This is a genomic window from Pseudomonas sp. WJP1 (assembly GCF_028471945.1).
Taxonomy (GTDB): Bacteria; Pseudomonadota; Gammaproteobacteria; order Pseudomonadales; family Pseudomonadaceae; genus Aquipseudomonas.
Genome location: NZ_CP110128.1, coordinates 217,998 through 241,680, shown reverse-complemented (window position 1 = coordinate 241,680; position 23,683 = coordinate 217,998). Strand labels below are relative to the sequence as shown.

The 23,683-nt window shown below is 59.4% G+C and carries 21 protein-coding genes; 15 read left to right on the top strand and 6 right to left on the bottom strand.

The window, feature by feature from the left end; translation table 11 throughout:
- Positions 1–60 precede the first annotated feature (60 nt).
- The 7 genes from gshA to OH720_RS01070 all read left to right on the top strand — a co-directional run bounded on the left by gshA (position 61) and on the right by OH720_RS01070 (position 7,398).
- Entirely contained in the window at positions 61–1,644 is a 1,584-nt protein-coding gene (gene gshA, locus OH720_RS01100) for a glutamate--cysteine ligase (RefSeq protein WP_272604244.1), read from the top strand.
- A 219-nt stretch (positions 1,645–1,863) separates the two neighbouring features.
- A complete protein-coding gene (gene tauA, locus OH720_RS01095; protein WP_272604243.1) occupies positions 1,864–2,841 on the top strand; it encodes a taurine ABC transporter substrate-binding protein in 978 nt (325 codons plus the stop codon).
- A gap of 16 nt (positions 2,842–2,857) precedes the next feature.
- Positions 2,858–3,652, top strand: a complete 795-nt coding sequence (gene tauB / locus OH720_RS01090; protein ID WP_272604242.1) for a taurine ABC transporter ATP-binding subunit — start codon at positions 2,858–2,860, stop codon at positions 3,650–3,652.
- Complete coding sequence (gene tauC, locus OH720_RS01085) at positions 3,649–4,482, top strand: taurine ABC transporter permease TauC (RefSeq protein ID WP_272604241.1); 834 nt, start codon at positions 3,649–3,651, stop codon at positions 4,480–4,482. The genes tauB and tauC overlap by 4 nt, the downstream gene beginning before the upstream one ends.
- Positions 4,483–4,539: 57 nt before the next feature.
- Positions 4,540–5,382 carry a taurine dioxygenase gene (gene tauD / locus OH720_RS01080; RefSeq protein WP_272604240.1) on the top strand — a complete coding sequence of 281 codons (843 nt, stop codon included), beginning with the start codon at positions 4,540–4,542 and terminating at the stop codon, positions 5,380–5,382.
- 327 nt (positions 5,383–5,709) lie between these two features.
- Positions 5,710–6,192, top strand: coding sequence for a hypothetical protein (locus OH720_RS01075; RefSeq protein ID WP_272604239.1), 483 nt, complete (start codon positions 5,710–5,712; stop codon positions 6,190–6,192).
- A gap of 3 nt (positions 6,193–6,195) precedes the next feature.
- Entirely contained in the window at positions 6,196–7,398 is a 1,203-nt protein-coding gene (locus OH720_RS01070) for a helix-turn-helix domain-containing protein (RefSeq protein WP_272604238.1), read from the top strand.
- An 81-nt stretch (positions 7,399–7,479) separates the two neighbouring features.
- Here OH720_RS01070 and mgrA read toward each other — a convergent pair whose 3' ends face one another.
- The 3 genes from mgrA to OH720_RS01055 are packed head-to-tail and all read right to left on the bottom strand — an operon-like array spanning position 7,480 to position 12,130.
- A complete protein-coding gene (gene mgrA, locus OH720_RS01065; RefSeq protein ID WP_272604237.1) occupies positions 7,480–8,517 on the bottom strand; it encodes an L-glyceraldehyde 3-phosphate reductase in 1,038 nt (345 codons plus the stop codon).
- Between the two features lie 20 nt (positions 8,518–8,537).
- Entirely contained in the window at positions 8,538–9,881 is a 1,344-nt protein-coding gene (locus OH720_RS01060) for an LLM class flavin-dependent oxidoreductase (RefSeq protein ID WP_272604236.1), read from the bottom strand.
- A gap of 2 nt (positions 9,882–9,883) precedes the next feature.
- The gene (locus OH720_RS01055) at positions 9,884–12,130 is read right to left on the bottom strand and encodes a TonB-dependent receptor (protein ID WP_272606387.1); all 2,247 of its coding nucleotides are present in this window, start codon (positions 12,128–12,130) and stop codon (positions 9,884–9,886) included.
- A gap of 206 nt (positions 12,131–12,336) precedes the next feature.
- Between OH720_RS01055 and OH720_RS01050 the strand changes: the two genes are divergently transcribed.
- Complete coding sequence (locus OH720_RS01050; protein WP_272604235.1) at positions 12,337–13,377, top strand: LacI family DNA-binding transcriptional regulator; 1,041 nt, start codon at positions 12,337–12,339, stop codon at positions 13,375–13,377.
- Positions 13,378–13,402: 25 nt separating this feature from the next.
- Here the strand turns inward: OH720_RS01050 and OH720_RS01045 are convergent, their stop codons facing one another.
- Positions 13,403–14,293 (bottom strand): LysR family transcriptional regulator, encoded by an 891-nt coding sequence (locus OH720_RS01045; protein WP_272604234.1) that lies wholly within the window; start codon positions 14,291–14,293, stop codon positions 13,403–13,405.
- Positions 14,294–14,407: 114 nt separating this feature from the next.
- Here OH720_RS01045 and OH720_RS01040 point away from each other — a divergent pair, with 114 nt between their 5' ends.
- On the top strand, positions 14,408–15,148 hold the full coding sequence (locus tag OH720_RS01040) for an SDR family oxidoreductase (RefSeq protein WP_272604233.1): 741 nt from the start codon (positions 14,408–14,410) through the stop codon (positions 15,146–15,148).
- A 46-nt stretch (positions 15,149–15,194) separates the two neighbouring features.
- A complete protein-coding gene (locus OH720_RS01035; RefSeq protein WP_272604232.1) occupies positions 15,195–15,455 on the top strand; it encodes a hypothetical protein in 261 nt (86 codons plus the stop codon).
- 8 nt (positions 15,456–15,463) lie between these two features.
- Here the strand turns inward: OH720_RS01035 and betT are convergent, their stop codons facing one another.
- The gene (gene betT, locus OH720_RS01030; protein ID WP_272606386.1) at positions 15,464–17,419 is read right to left on the bottom strand and encodes a choline transporter BetT; all 1,956 of its coding nucleotides are present in this window, start codon (positions 17,417–17,419) and stop codon (positions 15,464–15,466) included.
- A 377-nt stretch (positions 17,420–17,796) separates the two neighbouring features.
- On the bottom strand, positions 17,797–18,723 hold the full coding sequence (gene epsC / locus OH720_RS01025) for a serine O-acetyltransferase EpsC (RefSeq protein ID WP_180203800.1): 927 nt from the start codon (positions 18,721–18,723) through the stop codon (positions 17,797–17,799).
- A 190-nt stretch (positions 18,724–18,913) separates the two neighbouring features.
- On the opposite strand from epsC, the gene OH720_RS01020 reads away from it, so the two are divergent.
- The 5 genes from OH720_RS01020 (at position 18,914) to OH720_RS01000 (ending at position 23,538) form a co-directional block, all read left to right on the top strand.
- Positions 18,914–19,906 (top strand): D-cysteine desulfhydrase, encoded by a 993-nt coding sequence (locus tag OH720_RS01020; RefSeq protein WP_272604231.1) that lies wholly within the window; start codon positions 18,914–18,916, stop codon positions 19,904–19,906.
- Between the two features lie 214 nt (positions 19,907–20,120).
- Entirely contained in the window at positions 20,121–20,921 is an 801-nt protein-coding gene (gene tcyJ, locus OH720_RS01015) for a cystine ABC transporter substrate-binding protein (RefSeq protein WP_272604230.1), read from the top strand.
- Positions 20,921–21,586 (top strand): cystine ABC transporter permease, encoded by a 666-nt coding sequence (gene tcyL / locus OH720_RS01010; protein WP_008057612.1) that lies wholly within the window; start codon positions 20,921–20,923, stop codon positions 21,584–21,586. Before tcyJ ends, tcyL begins: the two co-directional genes overlap by 1 nt.
- Positions 21,587–21,590: 4 nt before the next feature.
- The gene (gene tcyN / locus OH720_RS01005; RefSeq protein WP_272604229.1) at positions 21,591–22,346 is read left to right on the top strand and encodes an L-cystine ABC transporter ATP-binding protein TcyN; all 756 of its coding nucleotides are present in this window, start codon (positions 21,591–21,593) and stop codon (positions 22,344–22,346) included.
- Positions 22,347–22,803: 457 nt separating this feature from the next.
- The gene (locus tag OH720_RS01000) at positions 22,804–23,538 is read left to right on the top strand and encodes a hypothetical protein (RefSeq protein ID WP_272604228.1); all 735 of its coding nucleotides are present in this window, start codon (positions 22,804–22,806) and stop codon (positions 23,536–23,538) included.
- The last annotated feature ends 145 nt before the right edge of the window (positions 23,539–23,683 follow it).

The window sequence follows — 23,683 nt, the reverse complement described above, 5'->3', positions numbered from 1 at the left end:
CCTTGTAGACCGTCTTGCCCACCCCCATATTGGGGCGACTGACGCGTGAAGGAATCCAACTTGAGCGAACTTCTCAACCGCCGCCTGGCCCTGCTCGGCGAGCGCGCTAACCTCTCTCTGCTCGAACAGTGCCTTCACGGCATCGAACGTGAATGCCTGCGCGTGACCGATGAAGGTCGCCTGGCGCAAACGCCGCACCCCGAAGAATTGGGTTCCGCGCTGACCAACGAACAGATCACCACCGACTATTCCGAGTCGCTGCTGGAGTTCATCACCCCGGCCCTGCCCGACCCGGCGGATACGCTGGCGAGCCTGGACAGCATTCACCGTTTTGCCTACAGCAAGCTCGGTACCGAGTACCTGTGGAGCCCCTCGATGCCGTGCCCGTTGCCGGCCGAGGAAGACATCCCGATCGCCTACTACGGCACGTCCAATATCGGTCAGCTCAAGTATGTCTACCGCAAGGGCCTGGCGCTGCGCTACGGCAAGACCATGCAGTGTATCGCCGGCATTCACTACAATTTTTCCCTGCCGGAAAAACTCTGGCCACTGCTCAAGCAGGCCGAAGGCTTTACCGGCACCGACCGCGATTATCAGTCGTCGGCCTATATCGCGTTGATCCGCAACTTCCGCCGCTACAGCTGGCTGTTGATGTACCTGTTCGGTGCGTCGCCGGCGCTGGACGCCGGGTTCCTGCGCGGTCGTTCGCACCAGTTGGAACAGCTGGATCCGGACACCCTCTATTTGCCGTACGCCACCAGCCTGCGCATGAGCGACCTGGGTTACCAGAGCAACGCCCAGGCCGGCCTGACGCCGTGCTACAACGACCTGAACAGCTACACCGATAGCCTGCGCAAAGCGGTGGCAACACCCTATGCGCCGTATGTCGAAGTAGGCACCCACCAGGACGGTGAGTGGGTCCAGCTCAATACCAACATCCTGCAGATCGAAAACGAGTACTACTCCAACATCCGCCCGAAACGCGTGACCTACACCGGCGAGCGGCCGATCCAGGCGTTGATGGCCCGCGGCATCCAGTACGTCGAAGTACGCTGCCTGGACATCAACCCGTTCCTGCCGATGGGCATCGACCTTACCGAATCGCGCTTCCTCGACGCCTTCCTCTTGTACTGCGCGCTGAACGACAGCCCGTTGCTGACCAACACCAGCTGCACCAATGCCACCTCCAACTTCCTCAGCGTGGTCAAGGAAGGCCGTCGCCCGGGCCTGCAATTGCAACGCGACGGGCACCCGGTCGACCTGAAAGAGTGGGCTGGCCAATTGTTGGAGCAGATTGCCCCACTGGCCGCGCTGCTTGATCAGAGCCATGGCGGCGATGCCCATAGCAAAGCGCTGGACGCGCAGATGGCCAAGGTCCAGAACCCTGCCCTGACGCCATCGGCCCAGGTACTGGCGGCAATGGCCGAGCACAAGGAAAGCTTTGCCCAATTCTCCCTGCGTCAGAGCCGGGTACACGCGGAGTTTTTCCGCAGCGAGCCATTGCCGGCAGAGCAACAGACCAGGTTTGAAGAGCTCGCGCGTTCGTCGCTGGCCCAACAGGCTGAGCTTGAGCAGAACGAAGTCGGTGATTTCGATGTGTTTGTCGGGGCGTACCAGGCGAGCATTCTGGCGATTAGTAACTAGTCTCTGAAGGTCCTGCGGACCTTATCGCGGGCAAGCCTCGCTCCTACAGGATTTACGCAGTCCCTGTGGGAGCGAGGCTTGCCCGCGAAGGCTGCCCTGCGATCCGGCTTAGAATTTTCCGCTCATAAGCTAATTCGAAAAAGTTATTTATTTTCGTATTCTTATATCATTTAGTCTCCTTTCACGCCGACTCTCGGTCGCCTGACAAGGAGCTTCTCGATGAAACTGAATTTCCCCCTTCGCTTGCTGGCGGCCGCCTCCCTGGCGGCGGCGAGCTTTCTTGCCCAGGCAGCCGACGTGACTGTCGCTTACCAGACCACCGTAGACCCGGCGAAAGTCGCCCAGGCCGACGGCGCGTACGAAAAAGCCACCAAGGCCGACATCAATTGGCGCAAATTCGACAACGGTGCCGACATCATCGCCGCCATCGCCTCGGGTGACGTGCAGATCGGCTACCTCGGTTCCAGCCCGCTGACAGCAGCGATCACCCGCAAGGTGCCGGTGGAAACCTTCCTGATCGCGACCCAGATCGGCGCCGCCGAAGCCCTGGTGGCCCGCGACGGTTCCGGGATCAAGACCCCGCAAGACCTGATCGGCAAGAAAATCGCCGTACCCTTCGTTTCCACCGGCCACTACAGCCTGCTGGCCGCGCTGAAGCACTGGAACATCGACCCATCGAAAGTCACGGTGCTGAACCTGGCTCCGCCGGCGATCATTGCCGCCTGGAAACGCGGTGACATCGACGCCACTTACGTTTGGGACCCGGCACTCGGTGTGGCCAAGGAAAACGGCAAGGTGCTGATCACCTCCGGCGAACTGGCCAAGTTCGGCGCGCCAACCTTCGATGCCTGGATCGTGCGCAAGGACTTCGCCGAGAAGCACCCGGAAATCGTCACCGCGTTCGCCAAGGTGACCCTGGATGCCTACGCCGATTACCGCAAAGACCCACAAGCCTGGCTCGCCAATCAAGGCAACGTCGACAAGCTGGTAAAACTGTCCGGCGCCAAGGCCAGCGACATTCCACTGCTGCTGCAAGGCAACGTCTACCCGCTGGCAGCCGATCAAGTGATCACGCTAGGCGCACCGACCACCAAGGCCATCACCGACACCGCCGTGTTCCTCAAGGAACAAGGCAAGGTTGATGCTGTGCTACCGGACTACGCGCCGTACGTCAGCGCCAAATTCATCACGGATTGATAGGGAGTTAATGGCGATGGCATTGCTACAGCTGGAGCGCATCAGCGCACAGTACCCCGGTAGCCCTACACCGGTACTGGCGGATATTTCCCTGACCCTCGGGCCCCAGCAGTTGCTGGTCGCCCTCGGCCCGTCCGGCAGTGGCAAGACCTCGCTGTTGAACCTGATTGCCGGTTTCGTCGAACCCAGTGCCGGGCGCATTACCCTCGACGGCGTGCCGGTCAAAGGCCCGAGCGCCGAGCGCGGCGTGGTGTTCCAGGACGACGCCCTGCTGCCCTGGCAGGACGTGCTGGCCAACGTCGGCTTTGGCCTGGAACTGGCCGGCGTTGCTCGGGACAAACGCGAAATCCGCGCAAGGGAAATGCTTGCACTGGTGGACCTTGCCGGTTTTGAAAGCCGCCGGATCTGGCAACTCTCGGGCGGCCAGAAACAGCGGGTCGGCCTGGCCCGCGCGCTCGCTGCCGATCCGCGTGTATTGCTGATGGACGAACCCTTCGGTGCCCTCGACGCCTTCACCCGCGAACAGATGCAAGAGTTGCTGCTGCAAGTCTGGCGGCGTACCGCCAAACCAGTCTTCCTGATTACCCACGACATTGAAGAAGCGGTGTTTCTCGCCACGGATCTGATTCTGCTGGCACCCAATCCCGGGCAGATCGTCGAGCGCCTGCACCTGGATTTCGGTCAGCGTTACGCCGCCGGTGAATCGGCACGGTCAATCAAGTCCGATCCGCGCTTTATCGAAACCCGCGAACACGTGCTCGCCAAAGTGTTCTCCCAACGCAGCGCCGCCCAGCGGCAGGAGCACGCATGAGCAGCTACGAAATTCCCGCCGCGGCGGTCAAACCAGGCACTACGGTCATTCCACTGCGCCGCAGTTTGAGCACCCGCTGGATCAGTGTGCTGACGCTGGTCGCGCTCGTTGTCATTTGGTGGGCCGTCACGGCGACTGGCTTGATCGAACCTCTGTTCCTGCCGCCACCGTCCGCCGTGCTGCAAAAAGGCTGGCTGTTGGTCACCAGCGGCTACATGGATTCGACCTTGTGGCAGCACTTGGGCGCGAGCCTCAGCCGCATTGGCTTGGGGCTCGGCTTTGCGGTGCTGACCGCCGTGCCGGTTGGCATTGCCATCGGTGCCAACCGTATTGCCCGAGGCGTGCTGGATCCGTTGATCGAGTTCTACCGCCCTATTCCACCGCTGGCTTACCTGCCGCTGATCGTGATCTGGTGCGGTATCGGCGAGTTGTCGAAAGTGCTGTTGATCTACCTGGCCATTTTCGCCCCGATAGCCATCGCCACCGCCACTGGTGTGCGAACCGTCGACCCGGCCAAATTGCGCGCCGCGCAGTCACTGGGCGCGACCCGCGCACAACTGATCCGCCATGTGATTCTGCCGAGCGCCTTGCCGGACATCTTGACTGGCGTGCGCATTGGCCTGGGCGTGGGTTGGTCGACGCTGGTGGCCGCCGAATTGATTGCCGCCACCAGCGGCCTGGGTTTCATGGTGCAGTCGGCTGCGCAGTTCCTGGTCACCGATGTGGTGGTGCTGGGGATTCTGGTGATCGCGCTGATTGCCTTCGCCATGGAGATGGGCCTGCGTGCCCTGCAACGCAAACTGGTGCCATGGCACGGCCAGGCTCACTGACACATTCAGCACTGACTACGCCGACATTTCGGCGCCCCCGGATTGAAGAGAACCACCATGAGCCACCTGACCATCGTCCCCCTAAGCTCCGCCCTCGGCGCACAAATCAGCGGCGTCGACGTCAGCCAGCCGCTGAACCTGGAACAACGCGACGCCATCGAGCAGGCGCTGCTCAAGCACCAGGTGCTGTTCTTCCGTGACCAGCCGATCACCCCGCAGCAGCAGGCGCGATTCGCCGCCAATTTCGGCGACCTGCACATCCACCCGATCTACCCGAACGTACCGGAACAGCCAGAGGTGCTGATCCTCGACACCGCCGTCACCGACGTGCGTGACAACGCGATCTGGCACACCGACGTGACCTTCCTGCCAACCCCGGCCATGGGCGCGGTGCTCAGTGCCAAGCTGCTGCCGGAGTTTGGCGGCGATACCCTGTGGGCCAGTGGCATCGCCGCCTATGAAGCCTTGTCGGCACCCTTGAAAAGCCTGCTCGAAGGGCTGACCGCCACCCACGACTTCACTCGCTCGTTCCCGCTGGAGCGCTATGGCAACACGCCTGAAGCATTGACCCAGTGGGAAGAGACTCGGCGCAAGAATCCGCCGCTGTCACACCCGGTGATCCGCACACATCCAGTGAGCGGACGTCGCTCACTGTTCGTCAACGAGGGCTTCACCTCGAAGATCAACGAGTTGTCGGAAACCGAGAGCGAGGCGATCCTGAAGTTCCTGTTCGCCCATACGACCCGCCCGGAATTCACCATTCGCTGGCGCTGGCAGAAAGACGACATAGCGTTCTGGGACAACCGCGTGACCCAGCATTATGCGGTCGATGATTACCGGCCAGCGCGGCGGGTGATGCAGCGGGCGACGGTGTTGGGGGATGTGCCGTTTTTTCGATGACCCCTAACATCGAAGTAAGTTTGATTTACCCCACCACTCGTCTGGCAACCTGTACAAAAAAACAGGTTATGCCTTCCATAACGAATAAAAATGAAGTAAAAATCCGCTTACCGAATAGTGAGTGGTGGAACGCATGGTCACAAAGGAAGAGATTCAAGGTTTCATTCGTGCGCAAGTCGATCGAGAGTTTTTTGAGAACTGGGCGTCCTGATTCCTCAAACCTTTCAAAAAGCTACGAAAGTCGTAGAGGACCTCCTGATTCATACCCCTCATGAAGATCTACGAGGGCACTTACGCCACTCACTTGCTCAGGATGCCTTGGCAGGCATGAAGCGCTGGAATCCGCTCGTAAAATCAACCGACCCCAAAGGGCACAATTACGTGCTATTGGAGTTGGGAAAGCTGCGCATTACGTCTGTTGTTTTGCCTTGGCAAAAAGAAGTTCGCGCTGCGAAACACCGCAATGAACTGAAAGCGCTGAACGAATCGTTAGCTTCAATTCAGATGGATTGGATCGATGGACTGTCCCACACCGTTTCCGAACAATTGATCCATGCGCTTGTCGTAGTCCATGCTCCACCTCCACGTACCGCGGATCAATCAGAGCCTTTGGCGATCGTGATGGCCATACCTTATTTCAACGGTAAAGGCTTCCATATGAACTGCACGTTCGAAGAGCTTCTTCAGGGCTACTCTGATAACCAGGCAATTGATCAGAAACCGATTGAATTGGTGAAATTGCGAGATAAGATGCGCCGCGCTGAAGAAATCGAAGACCTAACTGATGATGAGCAAAATTCCAAGAGGTGAAGCATGAGAACTGGAGTCGCGGGCTTTCAGTCCGAGCGTCTCAAACAGTTGCGGCTCACGTGTGGTATCACCCAGACCGCCTTGGCCGAAATGGTGGGACGCGCCTCTGGAAATATTTCTAAATGGGAGAACGGGCTTCAGGTTCCTGAAGCCGATGCTTTTCAGCGGTTATGCGAGGTCTTTGGCGTCAGTGAAAACTGGCTCCTGGAGGAGCAAATCGTAACCAATGAGAACACACCGTTTTTCTTCCGCTCACAAGTGAGTGCCACCGCTAATGCGAGAGAAATAGCGGAGGTACGCTTGGAGTGGCTTCAGGACATCTCATACAAGCTTCAAGAAAGCCTTGAATTCGTCGCCGTTAATGTTCCTCATCTGGAAGAAAGCAATTGCCTGCTGATTTCCGACGAAGAAATCGAACGAATGGCTAGTGAATGTCGTCAAGCTTGGGGCCTGGGAATCGCTCCCATACCCAATGTCGTTCATGTTCTGGAGAATGCGGGGATCGTCTGCGCTCGAACCACGCTAGGCCACCTGAAAATGGATGGTGTATCAAATTGGTATGAGCTGGATCAACGACCTTATGTACTCCTTGTAGCAGACAAGGCAAATGGCATTCGAAATCGATTCGATGCGGCCCATGAGCTTGGGCATATCGTTCTCCACCGGCATGTTTCCAAGGAACAGTACGAATCGAATTACGCTCTGCTTGAATCACAGGCACATCGATTTGCAAGCGCATTCCTAATGCCAGCAGAGAGTTTCCTGAGGGAGATTCGCTGGCCTACGCTGGATACCTTGCTAGCTCTGAAGCCACGCTGGAAGGTGTCTGTGGCAGCGATGGTTCGCAGATGTCTTGACCTAGAGATAATCAACGACACCACGACAACGAGATTGTGGAAAGCCAGGTCAGCAAGAGGTTGGGTCAAGGGCGAACCAATGGATGGCGATTATGATTTTGAAAGGCCGCTGTTAATTGCTCAAGGCGTGAAAATGCTCGTGGATAATAAGGTACTTTCCCGATCTCAAGTGAGACAGCTATTGGGGCTGCCTCTACCCATTCTTGAAAGCCTGTGTAGCTTGGATAAGGGTTACTTTACCCTCCCAGATCAATCGCAGGTGATCGACATGCAGTTCAGAAAGAGATCTGCGAGGGATACATTTTTCAACGAAACAGCAGAGATACTTGGCTTCCCAAGCAAAAAATAACTACCGCGTCGCCCTTTAAAGTAAATCAAGAATCCCCTCTTCCTCGAGGGGATGCTTGATCGTTCTTGACCAAGAACGAATTTACTCAGCCGTCGAAGGCTTCTCCCAAAGATTGATCCCCCCCTCCTGGGCAAACCGGTCAATCTCCGCCAACTCTTCTGCGCTAAAGCTCAAATTCTTCAACGCCCCCACGTTCTCGATAATCTGCTCCGGCCGGCTCGCGCCGATCAGCGCAGAGGTCACCCGAGGATCGCGCAGGGTCCAGGCCAGCGCCAGTTGTGCCAGGCTCTGACCGCGACGCTTGGCGATCTCATTGAGCGCGCGCACCTGGGCAATGTTGCTCTCGGACAAATGCGCGGCCTGCAACGAACCACCGCCCGGACGGTTGACTCGCGCATCCGCCGGCACGCCGTTGAGGTACTTGTCTGTCAGCAGCCCCTGAGCCAGCGGCGTGAAGGCAATCACGCCGGTGCCGAGTTCGTCGGTGGTGTCCAGCAGGTCCTTTTCCACCCAGCGATTGAGCAGGTTGTAGGCCGGTTGGTGAATCAACAACGGGACTTTCCACTCTTTGAGCAACGCCGCTATTTCGCGGGTTTTCACCCCTGAATAAGACGAGATACCGATGTACAACGCCTTACCCTGCTGTACGGCGGTAGCCAGGGCACTGGCGGTTTCTTCCAGCGGCGTGTCCGGGTCGAAACGATGGGAATAGAAGATGTCCACATAATCGAGGCCCAGGCGCTGCAGGCTCTGGTCAAGGCTGGCGAGCACGTACTTGCGCGAACCGCCGCCCTGACCGTAAGGGCCGGGCCACATGTCCCAACCAGCCTTGCTGGAAATGATCAACTCGTCGCGGTACTGCTTGAAGTCCTCACGCAGCAAACGCCCGAAGTTGGTTTCAGCACTGCCATACGGCGGGCCGTAGTTGTTGGCCAGGTCGAAATGGTTGATGCCCAGGTCGAACGCCGTGCGCAACAGCGCACGCTGGGTGTCGATCGGCGTGCTGTCGCCGAAGTTGTGCCACAGGCCCAGGGACAGCGCCGGCAGCACCAACCCGCTGCGGCCCACGCGGCGGTAAGGGATGGAGTCGTAGCGGTTTTCGGCAGCGGTGTAAGTCATCGAATCCTCTCTTGTCTGTTTTATCTGAAATCTTCAACCGGTTTTGTCGCAAATCTGTTGGAAGGCCTCGCCAGTCCAAGGTTCTGACGCAGCGTGCGACCTTCGTATTCGGTTCTGAACAATCCGCGCCGTTGCAGCTCCGGTACAACGCCGCGGGCAAAATCCTCCAGACCGTCGGGCAAGTGCGGCACCAGCACATTGAAGCCATCCGCCGCGCCCTGTTCGAACCACTCCTGCAAGCGATCGGCAATCTGCGCCGGCGTTCCCACCAGGCTGTAATGCCCGCGACCGCCAGCAATCCTGCGACCCAGTTCGGCGAGGCTGAGGTGCTCCTGGCCGGCCAGCTCCGTCAGCAATTTTTGTCGGCTTTGCTGACCGCTTTCAGTCAGCGGCAAGTCGGGCAACGGCCCGTCCAGCGGGTACTTCGACAAATCGAAGTTGCCCAGCATACGCCCAAGCAAGGCCACGCCAACCTCGGGTTCGACTAATTGCTGAAACGTTTCATTTTTTTCCCGGGCTTCGCTTTCAGTTTGCCCGACGACCACGAAAACACCGGGCATGATCTTCAGCGAGTCGTCGCTGCGACCGTATCGACTCAAACGCCCTTTCAGGTCGCGATAAAACGCCTGGGCACTGGTCAGCGACGTCTGCGCGGTAAACACCACCTCGGCCGTTTGCGCCGCCAGCTCACGACCGGCCTCGGAAGAACCGGCCTGTACGATCACCGGTTGCCCCTGAGGCGAACGCGCTACGTTCAGCGGGCCTTTGACCCGGAAGTGTTCGCCGAGATGATCCAGCGTGTGGACTTTTTCCGGGTGGTAGTAGGTTCCACTGGCCTTGTCGCGGATAAAGGCGTCGTCTTCCCAACTGTCCCAAAGCCCGGTGACCACCTGATGAAACTCTCGCGCCCGGCTGTAGCGCTCGGCATGCCCAAGATGCTCGGTGCGGCCAAAGTTCAGCGCTTCGGCGGCATTGTCGGACGTCACCAGATTCCACCCCGCGCGCCCTCCTGAGAGATGATCCAGGGAAGCGAACTTGCGCGCGACATGGTACGGCTCGTTGTAGCTGGTGGTGGCCGTGGCAATCAGCCCGATATGCTCGGTCACCACGCTCAACGCCGAGAGCAGCGTCAGCGGTTCAAAATGGTCGGAACGGGCCATGCGACTGGCGATGGCCCCAGTCGCTGCCGCCACGCTGTCGGCGATGAACAAAGCATCGAATTTGGCCGCTTCGGCGATCTGCGCCAGACGCTTGTAGTGGGCGAAGTCCAGGCCGGCATCGGCCGGCACGTGTGGATGGCGCCAGGCGGCGACGTGGTGCCCTGTCGCCATCAGGAAAGCGCCAAGCTTGAGCTGTCGGGTCATGGTCAGAAATCCTTGCGCAGTTGTACGCCGAAGTAGCGCTCGTCGTCCCTTGGAACGGCGCGGTAGATGTAGTTGCCGCCACTGGCCAGCAGCGGTGAGTAGGACTTGTCCGCGAGGTTCTTGCCCAGCAGGGCCACGCGCCAGCCATTGTTGTAGTCGGCCAGGGCGACGCTGGCGTTCCAGATGCCGTAGGCGCCTTGCTTGGTGTCGACGTTCTGGCTGATGTCGTACTGCACTTCGCTCTGCCAGCTGAAGTCGGTGCCCAGTTCGATATCCAGGCCGTTATCCAAGGGGATGCTGTAGTCGGCACGCACGTAGCTTTTCCAGTCCGGGCTGAACGGCAATGGCTTGCCGTTGACGTTGCACGACGCCGCCGCACCTGCCGGGCAGGCGAATTCGTCGATGCGTGCGCGGGTGTAGGCCAGGGCGCCGGAGAACCTCAGTTGTTGGGTGGCCTGCAAGGCGTAATCGAGTTCGACACCTTCGGTGCTGACACTGCCGGCGTTGATCAGGCGGGTCACCACTTGTCCCGCCACGGTATCGAAGAAGTTCGCCTGGTAGTTGTCGTAATCGCTGTGGAACACCGCGACGTTGGTGGTCAGGCGATTGTTCCAGCTCGTGGCCTTGATACCGACTTCCCAGGTGTTGGAGGTTTCCGGCTTGAGCGCCTCGGTGTCCCGTGGCTGCATGTTGAAGAACACGTTGTAGGCCGGGCCTTTGTAGCCACGCGAGTAGGTCAGGTACGTGGTGACGGCATCACTCAAGTCGTACTGCACGCCAAGACGTCCGGACCAGCCGTCCTCATCCACCGATCCGGAGCTGCTGGTGCCAGGCTGAATGCCGCTGACGGCGGTGGCCGAAGTCGATACCCGGCGGTGATCGTATTCCAGATCATCGTGGGTGTAGCGCAGGCCGGCGATGCCGCGAAAATCCGAAGTGAAGTTGAGGGTGCTTTCACCGAACGCCGCGTAGCTGTCGCTGTTGGTGCTGTAATCGGCGACGCCACGGTTGACGCTGGTAGGCGTGGTCAAGGTGCGTTGATAGGTCTCGTCGTCCTTGCCGTGCATGTAGAACAGACCACCGACGTATTCGAGGAATTCGCCTGTTGGTGAAGCCAGGCGCAGCTCTTGCGAGTATTGGTCGAAGGCCAGGTCGCCCTTGTCGGCGGTGCCTGGGAACGCCGCGGTCACCGTGCTCAAGCGGTCGCCATCCTGATACTGGGTGTTGTCCCAACCACGCCAGGCGGTGATCGAGGTCAGGGTGTAATCGCCCAGTTGCCAGTCGAGTTGGCCAGACAGGCCTTTGTTGATGTCCTCGACGTGGGTGCGGGTTTGGGTGTTGATGTCGCGGTTGTCACTGGACGCCCGCACCGGGCTCAAGGCATTGGCGAACGCAGGCGTCAGGGATTTGCTGACCACGCCATTGGGCGCATCGTCGTGGGACTGCATGTAGTCGGCAATCAGCGTAAAGGTGAGGTCGTCATTCGGGGTGAATTGCAGTTTGCCGCGCGCACCCTTGTGGTTGTAACCGTTGACCTCCTGGCCGTTGTACCGGTTATCGACGTTGCCGTCGTAGGTGCCGAACAGCGTGGTGATCGAGCCTATGAGCGTGCCCGGAATCAGACTGCCGCCGAGGCCGAAGCGAGTGCGGCTTTCGTTGCCGCTGTAGTACGACTGATCGATGTAGCCTTGGGTTTCGGCGGTCGGGGCGCGACTGGTGATGTTGAGCACGCCGGCCGAGGCGTTCTTGCCGAACAGAGTGCCCTGCGGCCCACGCAGCACTTCGACGCGCTCCAGATCCAGCAGGTCCAGGGTCGACTGGCCCGGACGGGCATAGACCACGCCGTCGATCACCGTGGCCACGGTCGGCTCGACGCCCGGCGAGGTGGAAATGGTCCCGACGCCGCGAACGAACAGCGAAGTGTCCTTGTTCGACGCGCCGGTACGGAAGTTCAGCGATGGCACTTGCTGGACGATGCTAGACACGCTGGTGCGATTGTCGCGCTCCAGTTGTTCGCCATCGAGCACGGAGACCGCTACCGGGATTTTCTGCAGCGACTCTTCGCGGCGAGTGGCGGTGACCGTCACGGACTCGAGGGTAGGCGCCTGATCGGCGTTGTCGGCGGCGAAAGCGCCCGGCACGGGCAACGCCGCCAATCCGGCGAACAGCCAGCCAAGGTACGTGCGACGTGGTGTGGCGGCGCGAATCGATTGCGCCAGTTTTTGTGATTCCCCAAAGGTGAAGTGCATGGTCTGCCCGCTCGAAAATTGCCCTGAACCGCTGCCGTTCTGCGACGACAGTGCGAGTGAAGTTGTCTTGGGCATTCGCTCGAGCGAGTAGCAGACAGAACGCTTTGTTAGCGCTAACATCATCAGTATTGGCAACCCCCACATAGAGCGTCCAATACTGAAAAATTACTTTTATATGCCTTTTTGTTTTTAAGAGGGATCGCCCGTTGAGTGAAGACAAGCCCCGCAAACGCCGTGGCGCCGGACGCGTCACCCTGAACACCGTGGCTCGGCAGGCGGGTGTTTCGGCGATCACAGTGTCGCGCTACTTCAATCAGCCAGACCAGGTGTCACCGGAACGCCGCGAGCGTATCGCCGCCGTGGTCGCGGCGCTGGGTTACGTACCCAACCTGGTGGCCGGGGGGCTGGCGTCGGCCCGCGGCAAGATCGTCGGCATGGTGATCCCGAACATCTCCGGGCCGATCTTCGCCAATACCATCCAGGGCTTCAGCGACACCCTCAGCCGCCACGGTTACCAGCTGTTATTGGCATCGAGTTACTTCGACGCCACACAGGAAGAAAGCGCGGTGCGGGCGTTTCTCGGCTGGTCGCCGGCAGCGTTGGTGCTGACCAGCCACTTCCATAGTGCCGGCACCGAAAAGCTGATCGCCGAAGCGGATATTCCAGTAATCGAAACCTGGGACTACCGACCCGAGCGCGAGCCGCTGCAAATCGGCTTTTCGCATTTCGAGGTGGGCGTGACAGCCGCGCGCTACCTGCATGGCAAGGGTTATCGGCGCATTGCATTCGTACAGAACAGCGCACCGGGAGACTTCAGTGCGCTGGAGCGGCGTGACGGCTACGCGGCCACCGTGCGTGAGTTTGGGCTTGAGCCCTGGGTGTTTGCCCCGGATGCCGATCGCGCCCCGTTCGAAGCCGGCAAGCAAGCCATGCAGGCTTTGATGAACGCCTCACCACGACCCGACGCCATCATTTTCGCCAACGACAACCTCGCCGCCGGTGGCTTGCTGGCCGGGCAACGGGCCGGCCTGAACATTCCCCAGGACTGCGCGGTACTCGGCTTCGGAGATTACCCCTTCGCCGAAATGCTCCTGCCAAGCTTGAGCACCATCAAGCCACCGGCGCTGGAAATCGGTTTACTCGCGGCAACCCGGGTGCTGGAGAGCCTGGGGGTTCTGCCGGTGGAGGATCAGGTCAAGCGCTTGAATCTGCTGGAGTGTCGGGTGATCGAGCGCGAGAGTGCTTGAGCGACAGGCTGCGATCTCTTGATCTTCATCCAGCCCCCGCAAACACCTCCCCCAACCAATCCACAAACACCCGAACCCGTGGCGACATGTGTCGGTTGTGTGGATAAAGCACTGAAACCGGCATGGGTGGCGGCGGTGTTTCGATAAGGACTTCCTTTATCAGCCCTTGGGCGATCTGCGTTTCCATCCGGTAATGCGGGCACTGGATCAGACCCAATCCGGCAATCGCCGAGGCTGAATAGATCTCCGCGCCAAACACCGAAACGGCACCATCGATGGCCACTTCCTTGAGCTCGCCATCGACCATGAATTCGAACGGAAACAACTTGGCCGTCGTGCGCGAGACGTAGTTCACCGCGCGGTGATTTTTCAGGTCGTCGAGGCTTTTCGGTTCGCCGTGTTTACGCAGATAAGCGGGGCTGGCGCAGGTGATCTGGCGCAGGTTCGCTACACGCTTGCCGATCAGCGTGGAATCGCCAAGAGCGCCAGCGCGTAGCACGCAATCGACGCCTTCGGTAATGAGGTCAACATGGCGGTCGGCCTCGCTGATGGACAGCTCGATGTCCGGGTAGCGCGCCATGAATTGCGGCAAGGCCGGGATCACGAAATGTCTGGCCAGGGTTCCGTGCAAGTCGACCCGCAGCCGCCCTTTCGGCGCCACGCCGCGAAACGCCAGTTCGGCCTCTTCCAGCTCCGCCAGCAATTGCACGCAACGCAGGTAGTACGCCTCGCCGTCCAGCGTGGGACGCACCTTGCGCGTGCTGCGCTCGAGCAAGCGTGTGCCGAGCCAGGCTTCGAACTGGTTCAGGGTGTGGGTCAGCGTCGCGCGCGGCAGGTTCAAGTCGTCCGCCGCCTGGGTAAAGCTGCTGCGCTCATAGATCCGGACGAACACTTTCATCGCTTTGACCTGATCCACGGCGGGCTCCTTGATTGTTGGCGAATATTGAACAGTCAAGGCAACTCTGCTGCATTTATCGGCCTGGGTAAACATGTGAAATTGGCCCCACACCCCATCAACAGGAACATCGCCATGACTACTCAAACCTCCAGGGTTGCCCTCGTAACCGGCGCCTCCCGCGGCATCGGCGCAGTCATTGCCAGGCAACTGACCAGCGAAGGTTTCGCCGTCGCGATCAACTATGCCAACAGCGCCAGCGAAGCTTCGAAACTGGTCGTGGAGTTGCGTCAGGCTGGCCATCAAGCCATAGCGATCAAGGCGGACGTGGCCAGTGCCGACGACGTGCGCCGGATGTTCGATGAGACCGAGACCCAGTTGGGCAAGGTCGACGTGCTGGTGAACAACGCCGGCATTCTCAAGGTCATGCCGCTGGCGCAACACAGCGACGAATTGTTCGAACAGAACTTCAACATCCATGCGCGCGGCACCTTCAACACCCTGCGCGAAGCCGCCACACGCTTGAATAGTGGCGGCCGGATCATCAACTTCTCTAGCAGTACTGTCGGCCTGAACCTGCCGGGCTACGCCGTGTACATTGCCAGCAAGGCCGCGGTGGAATCGTTGACCCAGGTGTTTGCCAAGGAAATGCGCGGGCGCAACATCACGGTCAATGCCGTGGCGCCGGGGCCGGTGGCGACTGACCTGTTCCTGCACGGCAAGAGCGAAGAGCAGATCCAGAACTTCGCCAAAATGGCGCCGCTTGAGCGTCTCGGGCAACCAGAGGATATTGCCCGTGTCGTGTCGTTTTTGGTTGGGCCGGAGTCGGCGTGGGTCAATGGGCAGATTCTGCGGGTGAATGGCGGGCTGGTTTAACTATGCTCGGTGTATGGCAGCACACACCTGAAGGGAGGCAAACATCATGCACACCACCATCATCATCACGTTCGGCCTGATCCTGCTCGCCATGATGCTGTACATCGGCGAAAAAATCGGCTTTCCCCGCCAGGTCCTCGCCTACAGCTTCATCGTGCTGTGGCTGGCCCTGACGTTGATCAATGGCGCGGTGGGCATCGTGCATGCCCGCCAGCCACTGGGTACGGAGGTGATGGTCGGCAGCGCCGTGTTCGGTATCCCGGTGGCGGCGCTTGTGCTGTTCATGGTGTTGACCACCGAGACCTGAAGACCCGCTCAACGCACCAGGTGCAGGAACTGCATGTGCCGTTCGTACTGATCGAGGATGTCGTTGATGATCTGCTCCTTGGTGTATCCCACCAGATCGTAGTTCTGACTGCCCTCGCTCAAATGCACTTCGGCCCGGTAATAACGACGATTATTCAGCTCCTTGGCGCCCATGCCACCCCGGGCAAACGACGGCGTAAAGTAACCGCGCATTTGTACCTGATAGATGAATGGGTGTTCATCTCCGTGACCGATTTCCAGGCTGACGCTGTCATTGACCGGCTCCGGGTGAGTCACGACGCTCAGGCCCTTTTCGATGAACACCGCCGACACCTCTTCGATGGCCGGGCGCACCGTCGAGTCGAGGAAGCGATAGACCTCGTCCCGCGACGGAAAATGCACCGCCTGGCTCAAGCGCTGACGCCAACCACCGCGCCGCGAGCCGGACACTGGCGCCAGGGAATGCATCTGCGCAATCTGCTTCTGCGATTCCAGATAAAACGCTTTATGCAGCCCCCACATCATCAACAGCAAAATCAGCGAGAACGGCAGCGACGTCAGGACCACGGCTGACTTCAACGCATCGATGCTGCCGGAAAACAGCAACGCACTGGTCACCAGCGCGGTCATCGCGCCCCAGAACACCCGCAGCCATTTCGGTCCGTCTTCATCGGGGTTGCCACCCTTGGCGGACAACGTCGACAGCACCACGGTGCCGGAATCGGCGGAGGTGACGAAGAACACGAAGCTGATGAACACCGTGACCGCGATCACGGTTTTGCTCCAGGGGTAGGTTTCCAGCAGCAGGTAGAGAGTCATCGACGGATTCTCGATGGCCGATAGGCCCAGCGCCGACATGCCGTGGTTGAGCATCTGGTCGATGGCGCTGTTGCCGAAGATCGACATCCACGCCAGGGTGAAACCCAGCGGAATCAGCAGCACGCCGAAGACGAATTCGCGAATGGTCCGGCCACGGGAAATCCGCGCAATGAACAGGCCCACGAACGGCGACCAGGCGATCCACCAGGCCCAGTAGAACACCGTCCAGCCACCCAGCCAGTCGCTGGGCTTGTCGTAGGCGTAGAGGTCAAAACTCTTCATCGGCAAGGCGCCAAGGTAGTCGCCAACGTTCTGGATCAAGGTATTGAGCAGATGCTGGGTGGGCCCGGCGAACAACACGAACAGCAACAGCGCGCAGGCTAGCAGCATGTTGATGTCGGACATCACCCGCACGCCCTTGTCGACACCCGACACCGCCACAATGATGGCCGCGCCCATCATCAGCGTGATCAGCCCGACCTGGATCCACTGGGTGTGAGCGATGCCGAACAGGTAATCCAGACCCGAGTTGAGGTGCAACACGCCAAAGCCCATGTCCGCGCCGAGACCGAAGACCGTGGCGATGATGCCGAAGCCGTCCACCGCGTAGCCAATGGGGCCGTTGATGCGTTTGCCGATCAGCGGGTACAGCGCCGAGCGCAAGGCCAGCGGCAGGTTATGCCGGTAGGCGAAGTAGGCCAGCGCCATGCCGACAAAGGCGAACACGCCCCAGCCATGCAGGCCCCAGTGCAGAAACAGAATCTGCATCGCTTGGCGCGCCGCATCCGCCGTACCCGCCTCGCCCTGAGGTGGTTGCAGCATGTGGGTCAGGGGCTCGGACACGCAGAAGAAAAACAGCGTAATGCTGATCCCGGCGGCGAACAGCATGCCGGCCCAGGACAGATAACTGAATTCGGGCTCGTCGTGGTCGGCACCGAGTTTGATCTTGCCGTAGCCCGATAACGCGGTGACCACCACGAAGACCAGATACAGGGTCATCGCCAGCATGTAGTACCAGCCAACCGTATTGGCTGCCCAGTTTTGCGCCGCCAGCAACCAGGCACCGGCCTGTTCGGGCATGGCCATGACCACGACACCGAACAACAGAATGAAGGTCGCCGCGAAGTAGAACACCGGCGGATTCATGCGGATCAGGCCGCTTGGGGGAATGGACGATGCACTCATTGAAGGTGCACCTCGAAGGGGTCGAACGTGGCTGTAGAAATCGGACTCAGCAAAGGCAAGCCTCCTGTTGTGAGCGGGCAGCGAACCACCGGTTTAACTTGAATGAACGTTCAAGTTAAACATGAATAGGGTGCTAAGGACTAATCGCAGGGCTCGGCGGTTGTGGATTTACGCTAGCTCAAAGATGGGTAGGACGCGGGAACTGGGGGATTGTCGTGAAGCTCTTCGCGGGCAAGCCTCGCTCCTACAGGTTTGCGTCGAACATGCGAACGACGCAGCTCTGTAGGAGCGAGGCTTGCCCGCGAAGAGGCCGGAGCCGTCAGTGAAGATTCAGCAACCTACTTCTGCGCCCCATCATCCAGCTGCAAATTCGCCTGGGTCAGATTACTGCCCGCCGGTACGCTGCGGGTCAGCCAGACATTACCGCCAACGGTCGAGCCCTTGCCGATGGTGATCCGCCCCAGAATGGTCGCGCCCGCGTAAATCACCACGTCATCCTCGACGATCGGATGCCGCGGTTGGCCCTTCTGCAACTGGCCGTCTTCGTCCGCTGGAAAGCGCTTGGCACCCAGGGTCACCGCCTGATAAATCCGCACTCGCTCGCCGATGATCGCGGTCTCGCCGATCACCACACCGGTCCCGTGGTCGATGAAGAAACTGCGGCCGATCTGCGCGCCCGGGTGAATGTCGATGCCCGTGGCCGAATGGGCGATTTCCGCGCTGATCCGGGCCAGCAACGGCAATCCGGCGCGGTATAAATGGTGAGCGAGGCGATGGTGAATCACCGCCAGAATGCCGGGATAGCACAACAACACTTCATCGACACTACGTGCGGCCGGGTCGCCGTGATAGGCCGCCAGAACGTCGGTGTCCAACAGGCTGCGCAGCGCCGGCAACGCGAGGGCGAAGTCCTGGATGATCTGGATGGTCTTGGCCTCTACCTCAGTGTCTGCCTGGGCGCTGTGGCGGGCGGCGTAGCGCAACTCAAGTCGCGCCTGAGCCAGCAATGCATTCAACGCCACATCGAGGGTGTGACCAACGTAGAAGTCTTCACTCTCTTCGCGCAAGTCCACCGGCCCCAGGCGCATCGGGAACAGCGCACCGCAGAGCGCTTCGAGAATGTCCGCCATGGCCGCCCGTGACGGTAACTCGCGACCACCCTGCTCACCGCTGGCGCGGCCGTTTTGTGCACGCCACTGCTCACGCGCCGTGCGCAGTTGGCTGACGATGGTTTGCAATTGCCAATGGCTGGAACGCTCACTCACGGTAAAAACTCCTCACGGGCGGCCGGACTGTCGGGCCGCACTGACGGCGATTACTTTACGGCAACGCCCGCCAGCCAAATTAAGAACCAATTGTGCTGTCGTAAGCACAATCGGCTATAAGCGATTGGCGGTTGCCCATACAAAGTGGCGTGCCTATAGTCCAGAGACCTTTCACCGTCAGTACGGAACCATGATCAAACAACAGCTTGCCCGCTTCAATCGTCTCGACCTGCTCGGTCAGCCCACAGCCCTGGAAAAACTCGAACGCCTGTCGGCCTGGCTGGGGCGCGACGTCTACGTCAAACGCGATGACCTGACCCCACTGGCCATGGGTGGCAACAAGCTGCGCAAACTTGAATACCTGGCCGCCGATGCCCTGGCCCAGGGCGCCGACACATTGATCACGGCGGGTGCGCTGCAGTCCAACCATGTGCGCCAGACCGCCGCCATTGCGGCCAAGCTGGGTCTTGGCTGCGTGGCCCTGCTGGAAAACCCGCTGGGCACCGACGACGCCAACTATGTCGGTAACGGCAATCGGCTGTTGCTGGACCTGTTCGATGCCAAGGTCGAGCTGGTAGAAAACCTGGATAACGCCGACGAGCAACTGCAAGCCCTGGCCGCCCGTCTGCGCAGCAACGGCAAGAAGCCGTATCTGGTGCCGATCGGTGGCTCGAATGCCTTGGGCGCCCTGGGGTATGTGCGAGCCGGGCTGGAACTGGCCGAGCAGATCAAGGACACCGGGCTGAATTTCGCCGCCGTCGTCCTGGCCTCGGGCAGCGCCGGGACACACAGCGGCCTGGCGTTGGCCTTGAGCGAAGCATTGCCGGATTTGCCAGTCATCGGCGTCACGGTTTCGCGCAGCGATGAAGATCAGCGGCCAAAAGTACAGGGCCTGGCCGAGCGTACCGCCGAGTTGTTGGGGGTGCCATTGCCGGCGAGTTTCAAGGTCGAGTTGTGGGACGAGTATTTCGCGCCGCGCTATGGCGAGCCCAATGCCGGGACGCTGGCGGCAGTCAAATTGGTGGCAGGTCAGGAAGGCCTGCTGCTGGACCCGGTCTACACTGGCAAGGCCATGGCGGGGTTGCTGGACGGGATCGGGCGTCAGCGCTTCGATAAAGGGCCGATCATCTTCCTGCACACCGGTGGCGCCCCGGCGTTGTTTGCCTACACGAGCTTTTTGTAAGGCGCAAAGGTTAGAAAATCGTATATTCACTAAAAGAATAACAAAAATAGAATTTATTATTTTCTAATCTAAAAGCGCCATCATATAGTCTCGCCGCAGGCGAATTTGCAGCGAGACGCATATGCTGCTTTAGGGCAGGATACCGCAGTCGTCCAAATCCCGAATTTGCCAACTTTCCTTAAGCGTCTTCCATAAGAAAACACAGGGGCTTGTCATGAATTTTTCCGCACTACGTCGAAATCTGCTGGTGGGTTCGCTGGGCCTGGCACTCAGTGCCGGCCTGATCGGCCAGGCAGTGGCCGGTGAGCAACTGCAACAAATCAAGGACAAAGGCGTGATCAACGTCGGCCTGGAAGGCACCTACCCACCGTTCAGTTTCGTCGACGCTGACGGCAAGCTGACCGGCTTCGAAGTCGAATTCTCCGAAGCCCTGGCCAAAGAGCTGGGCGTGAAGGTCAAACTGCAACCGACCAAATGGGACGGTATCCTCGCGGCACTGGAATCCAAGCGTCTGGACGCCGTGGTCAACCAGGTGACCATCTCCGACGAGCGCAAGAAGAAGTATGACTTCTCCGAGCCCTACACCGTTTCCGGGATTCAGGCGCTGGTACTGACCAAGAAAGCCGCCGAACTGAACATCAAGTCCGCTGCCGACCTGGGTGGCAAGAAAGTCGGCGTGGGCCTGGGCACCAACTACGAGCAGTGGGTCAAAGCCAATGTGCCGACCGCTGACGTGCGCACCTACGAAGATGATCCGACCAAGTTCCAGGACCTGCGTGTCGGCCGTATCGACGCCATCCTGATCGACCGCCTGGCCGCGCTGGAATACGCCAAGAAAGCCAAGGACACCACCGCTGCCGGCGATGCGTTCTCCCGTCAGGAAGCCGGTATTGCCCTGCGCAAAGGCGAGCCTGAACTGCTGGCAGCCGTAAACAAGGCCATCGACAAGCTGCGCGCCGACGGCACGCTGAAAAAGCTTTCGGAAAAATACTTCAGCGCTGACGTCACCCAATAATGGAAGAAGCTTTTCAACTCGCACTGGACTCCCTGCCCTTTCTGCTCAAGGGGGCGTACTACACGGTCATCTTGAGCCTGGGCGGGATGTTCTTCGGCCTGGTGATGGGCTTCGGCCTGGCACTGATGCGCCTTTCACGCTTCAAGCTGGTGAGCTGGATCGCCCGCATCTACGTGTCGTTCTTTCGCGGCACGCCGTTGCTGGTGCAACTGTTCGTGATCTATTACGGCTTGCCGCAATTGGGCATGGAACTCGATCCACTGCCGGCGGCCCTGATCGGCTTCTCGCTGAACATGGCGGCCTATGCCTGCGAAATCCTGCGCTCCGCGATCAGCTCCATCGAACGCGGTCAGTGGGAAGCCGCTGCCAGTATCGGCATGACCCGTGCGCAAACCCTGCGCCGGGCCATCCTGCCGCAGGCGATGCGTACGGCATTGCCGCCACTGGGCAACAGCTTCATCTCGCTGGTCAAGGACACCGCGCTGGCCGCTACCATCCAGGTGCCGGAGCTGTTCCGCCAGGCGCAACTGATTACCGCCCGCACCTTCGAAGTGTTCACCATGTACCTTGCCGCCGCGCTGATCTACTGGGTCCTGGCCACGGTGCTGTCGCACCTGCAGAACCAGCTGGAAGCACGGGTGAACCGGCACGACCAGGAGTCCTGACCCCATGATTGTCGTGGAAAAACTGACAAAGCAGTTCAAGGGTCAAGTCGTGCTCAACGGCATCGATCTGCAAGTGAAGGAAGGTGAGGTGGTGGCGATCATCGGGCCTAGCGGCTCGGGCAAGACCACCTTCCTGCGTTGCCTGAACTTCCTTGAAGAACCCACCAGCGGCCGGATCAAGGTCGGCGACATCGAAGTCGATACCAGCCGCCCGTTGAACCAGCAACAGAGCCTGGTGCGCCGTTTGCGCCAGCACGTGGGCTTCGTGTTCCAGAACTTCAACCTGTTCCCCCACCGCACCGCCCTGGAAAACGTTATCGAAGGCCCGATCATCGTCAAGAAGATCGCGCACGCCGACGCCGTTGCCCTGGGTAAAAAACTGTTGGCCAAGGTTGGCCTGGCAGGCAAGGAGGACGCTTACCCGCGCCGCCTTTCGGGGGGGCAGCAACAGCGTGTGGCGATTGCCCGGGCGCTGGCGATGGAACCGGAAGTGATTCTGTTCGACGAACCCACCTCGGCGCTCGACCCGGAGCTGGTGGGTGAAGTGCTGGCGACCATCCGCGGCCTGGCCGACGAGAACCGCACCATGGTCATCGTCACCCACGAAATGGCTTTCGCCCGTGACGTGGCCAATCGCGTGGTGTTTTTCGACAAGGGTGTGATCGTCGAACAAGGCGAAGCAAAGGCATTATTTGCCAACCCCAAGGAAGATCGCACGAAACAGTTCCTCAGCAAGTTCCTGAACAACGCACACAACTAAACCTCTTGTAACACCTGTCAACTTCCATGGATGGAAGTGACACACTTCGCGTAAAACCACCTACTCTTACATAATTAAATATACGTGTATGACAAGCACACTCTGTCAGCACCCTCGATACATATATGTATTGCGCAACAGTTTTACCGACTGAACATCAGTCGCTACCAAACTGCGCCAAACCCTCAAAAAATGGCGCTCCGAGCAGGTAGATTCGACGCACGGGGACAGTTTATTAACTTCAATGCGTAGGATTATTCTGAATAACACCTAACTTCCAACTTAACCAACTCTCTCTATTGACACTTACTTCGACTCACTCTTATCTAGTCTCCTTCCAGCGGCACCCATCACGCTCAATCATTATTTAAAATCAAAGTAATGAACGGTTTTGCTGTTCGAACTCACGTTTTATTTTTCGAAACGGACTTCATTGCAAAACATCAAGGAGACTTCCATGACAAGCACCTCAAATAAAACCGGACTTGCCGCCCCGACGCTGGCGCAATCGCACAAGGCCGGAATCAACCTCTCCTCGGCGACGCACTTGCTGATCGAGGTGCCGCCCTACCCCTCGATGGACGAAGGCGACCTGATCGAACTGTTCTGGGACAACTGCTACGTCGCCTCCAGGGTCCTGATGGACCATGAGATTGGCCAACCCGTCCAGCTTCGGGTACCCGAGAGTTTTATCGCCAGTGGCTCTTCACGCGTCCACTATCGAATCATGCAGATAGGGCAAGCACCGATCGTATCGCCCGCCAGGCGCGTGCAGTCCAAACTCGATTGTCCCGGTGGCCAGGTGTCTGAGTTCAGTGGTGACGAAAACCAGAGCCTGGCCCCGGTAATCATTCCCGGAACGATTCGCCGCCAAGGGGTGAACCCCAACCAGATCAAGCGCGGCGTTCCGGTGACCATTGAGCCGTACCTGAACATGGCCGCCGATGACGAAATCACCCTGCGTTGGGGCGATGCCCGCATGGACCTGCCCCCACTCAAGGAAAGTGATGTGGGGCAGCCGGTTCAGGTCTGGGTGCCACCGGCGATCATTCTTGAAGCCGGCGAAGACCTGCGACTGGAGGTGACTTACTGCATCCTCGATCGCGTAGGCAACAATTCGCGCTGGGCGCCAGCACGGACGTTGAAGATTGGCTGTGCCAATCGACCTTCTATGCATATTCCTAAAAGTTAGTTCTAAAAATATTTATACACGTTTAGGGTATATGAACCGGACCACCGGACATTCTTGTTTTCGTTCGCCGCACCCCGCGGCGTTTTCATGAGATGTGAGGTAGGTATGGTCCGGAACACAATCACCCCAGTGCAGATCGCCAGGG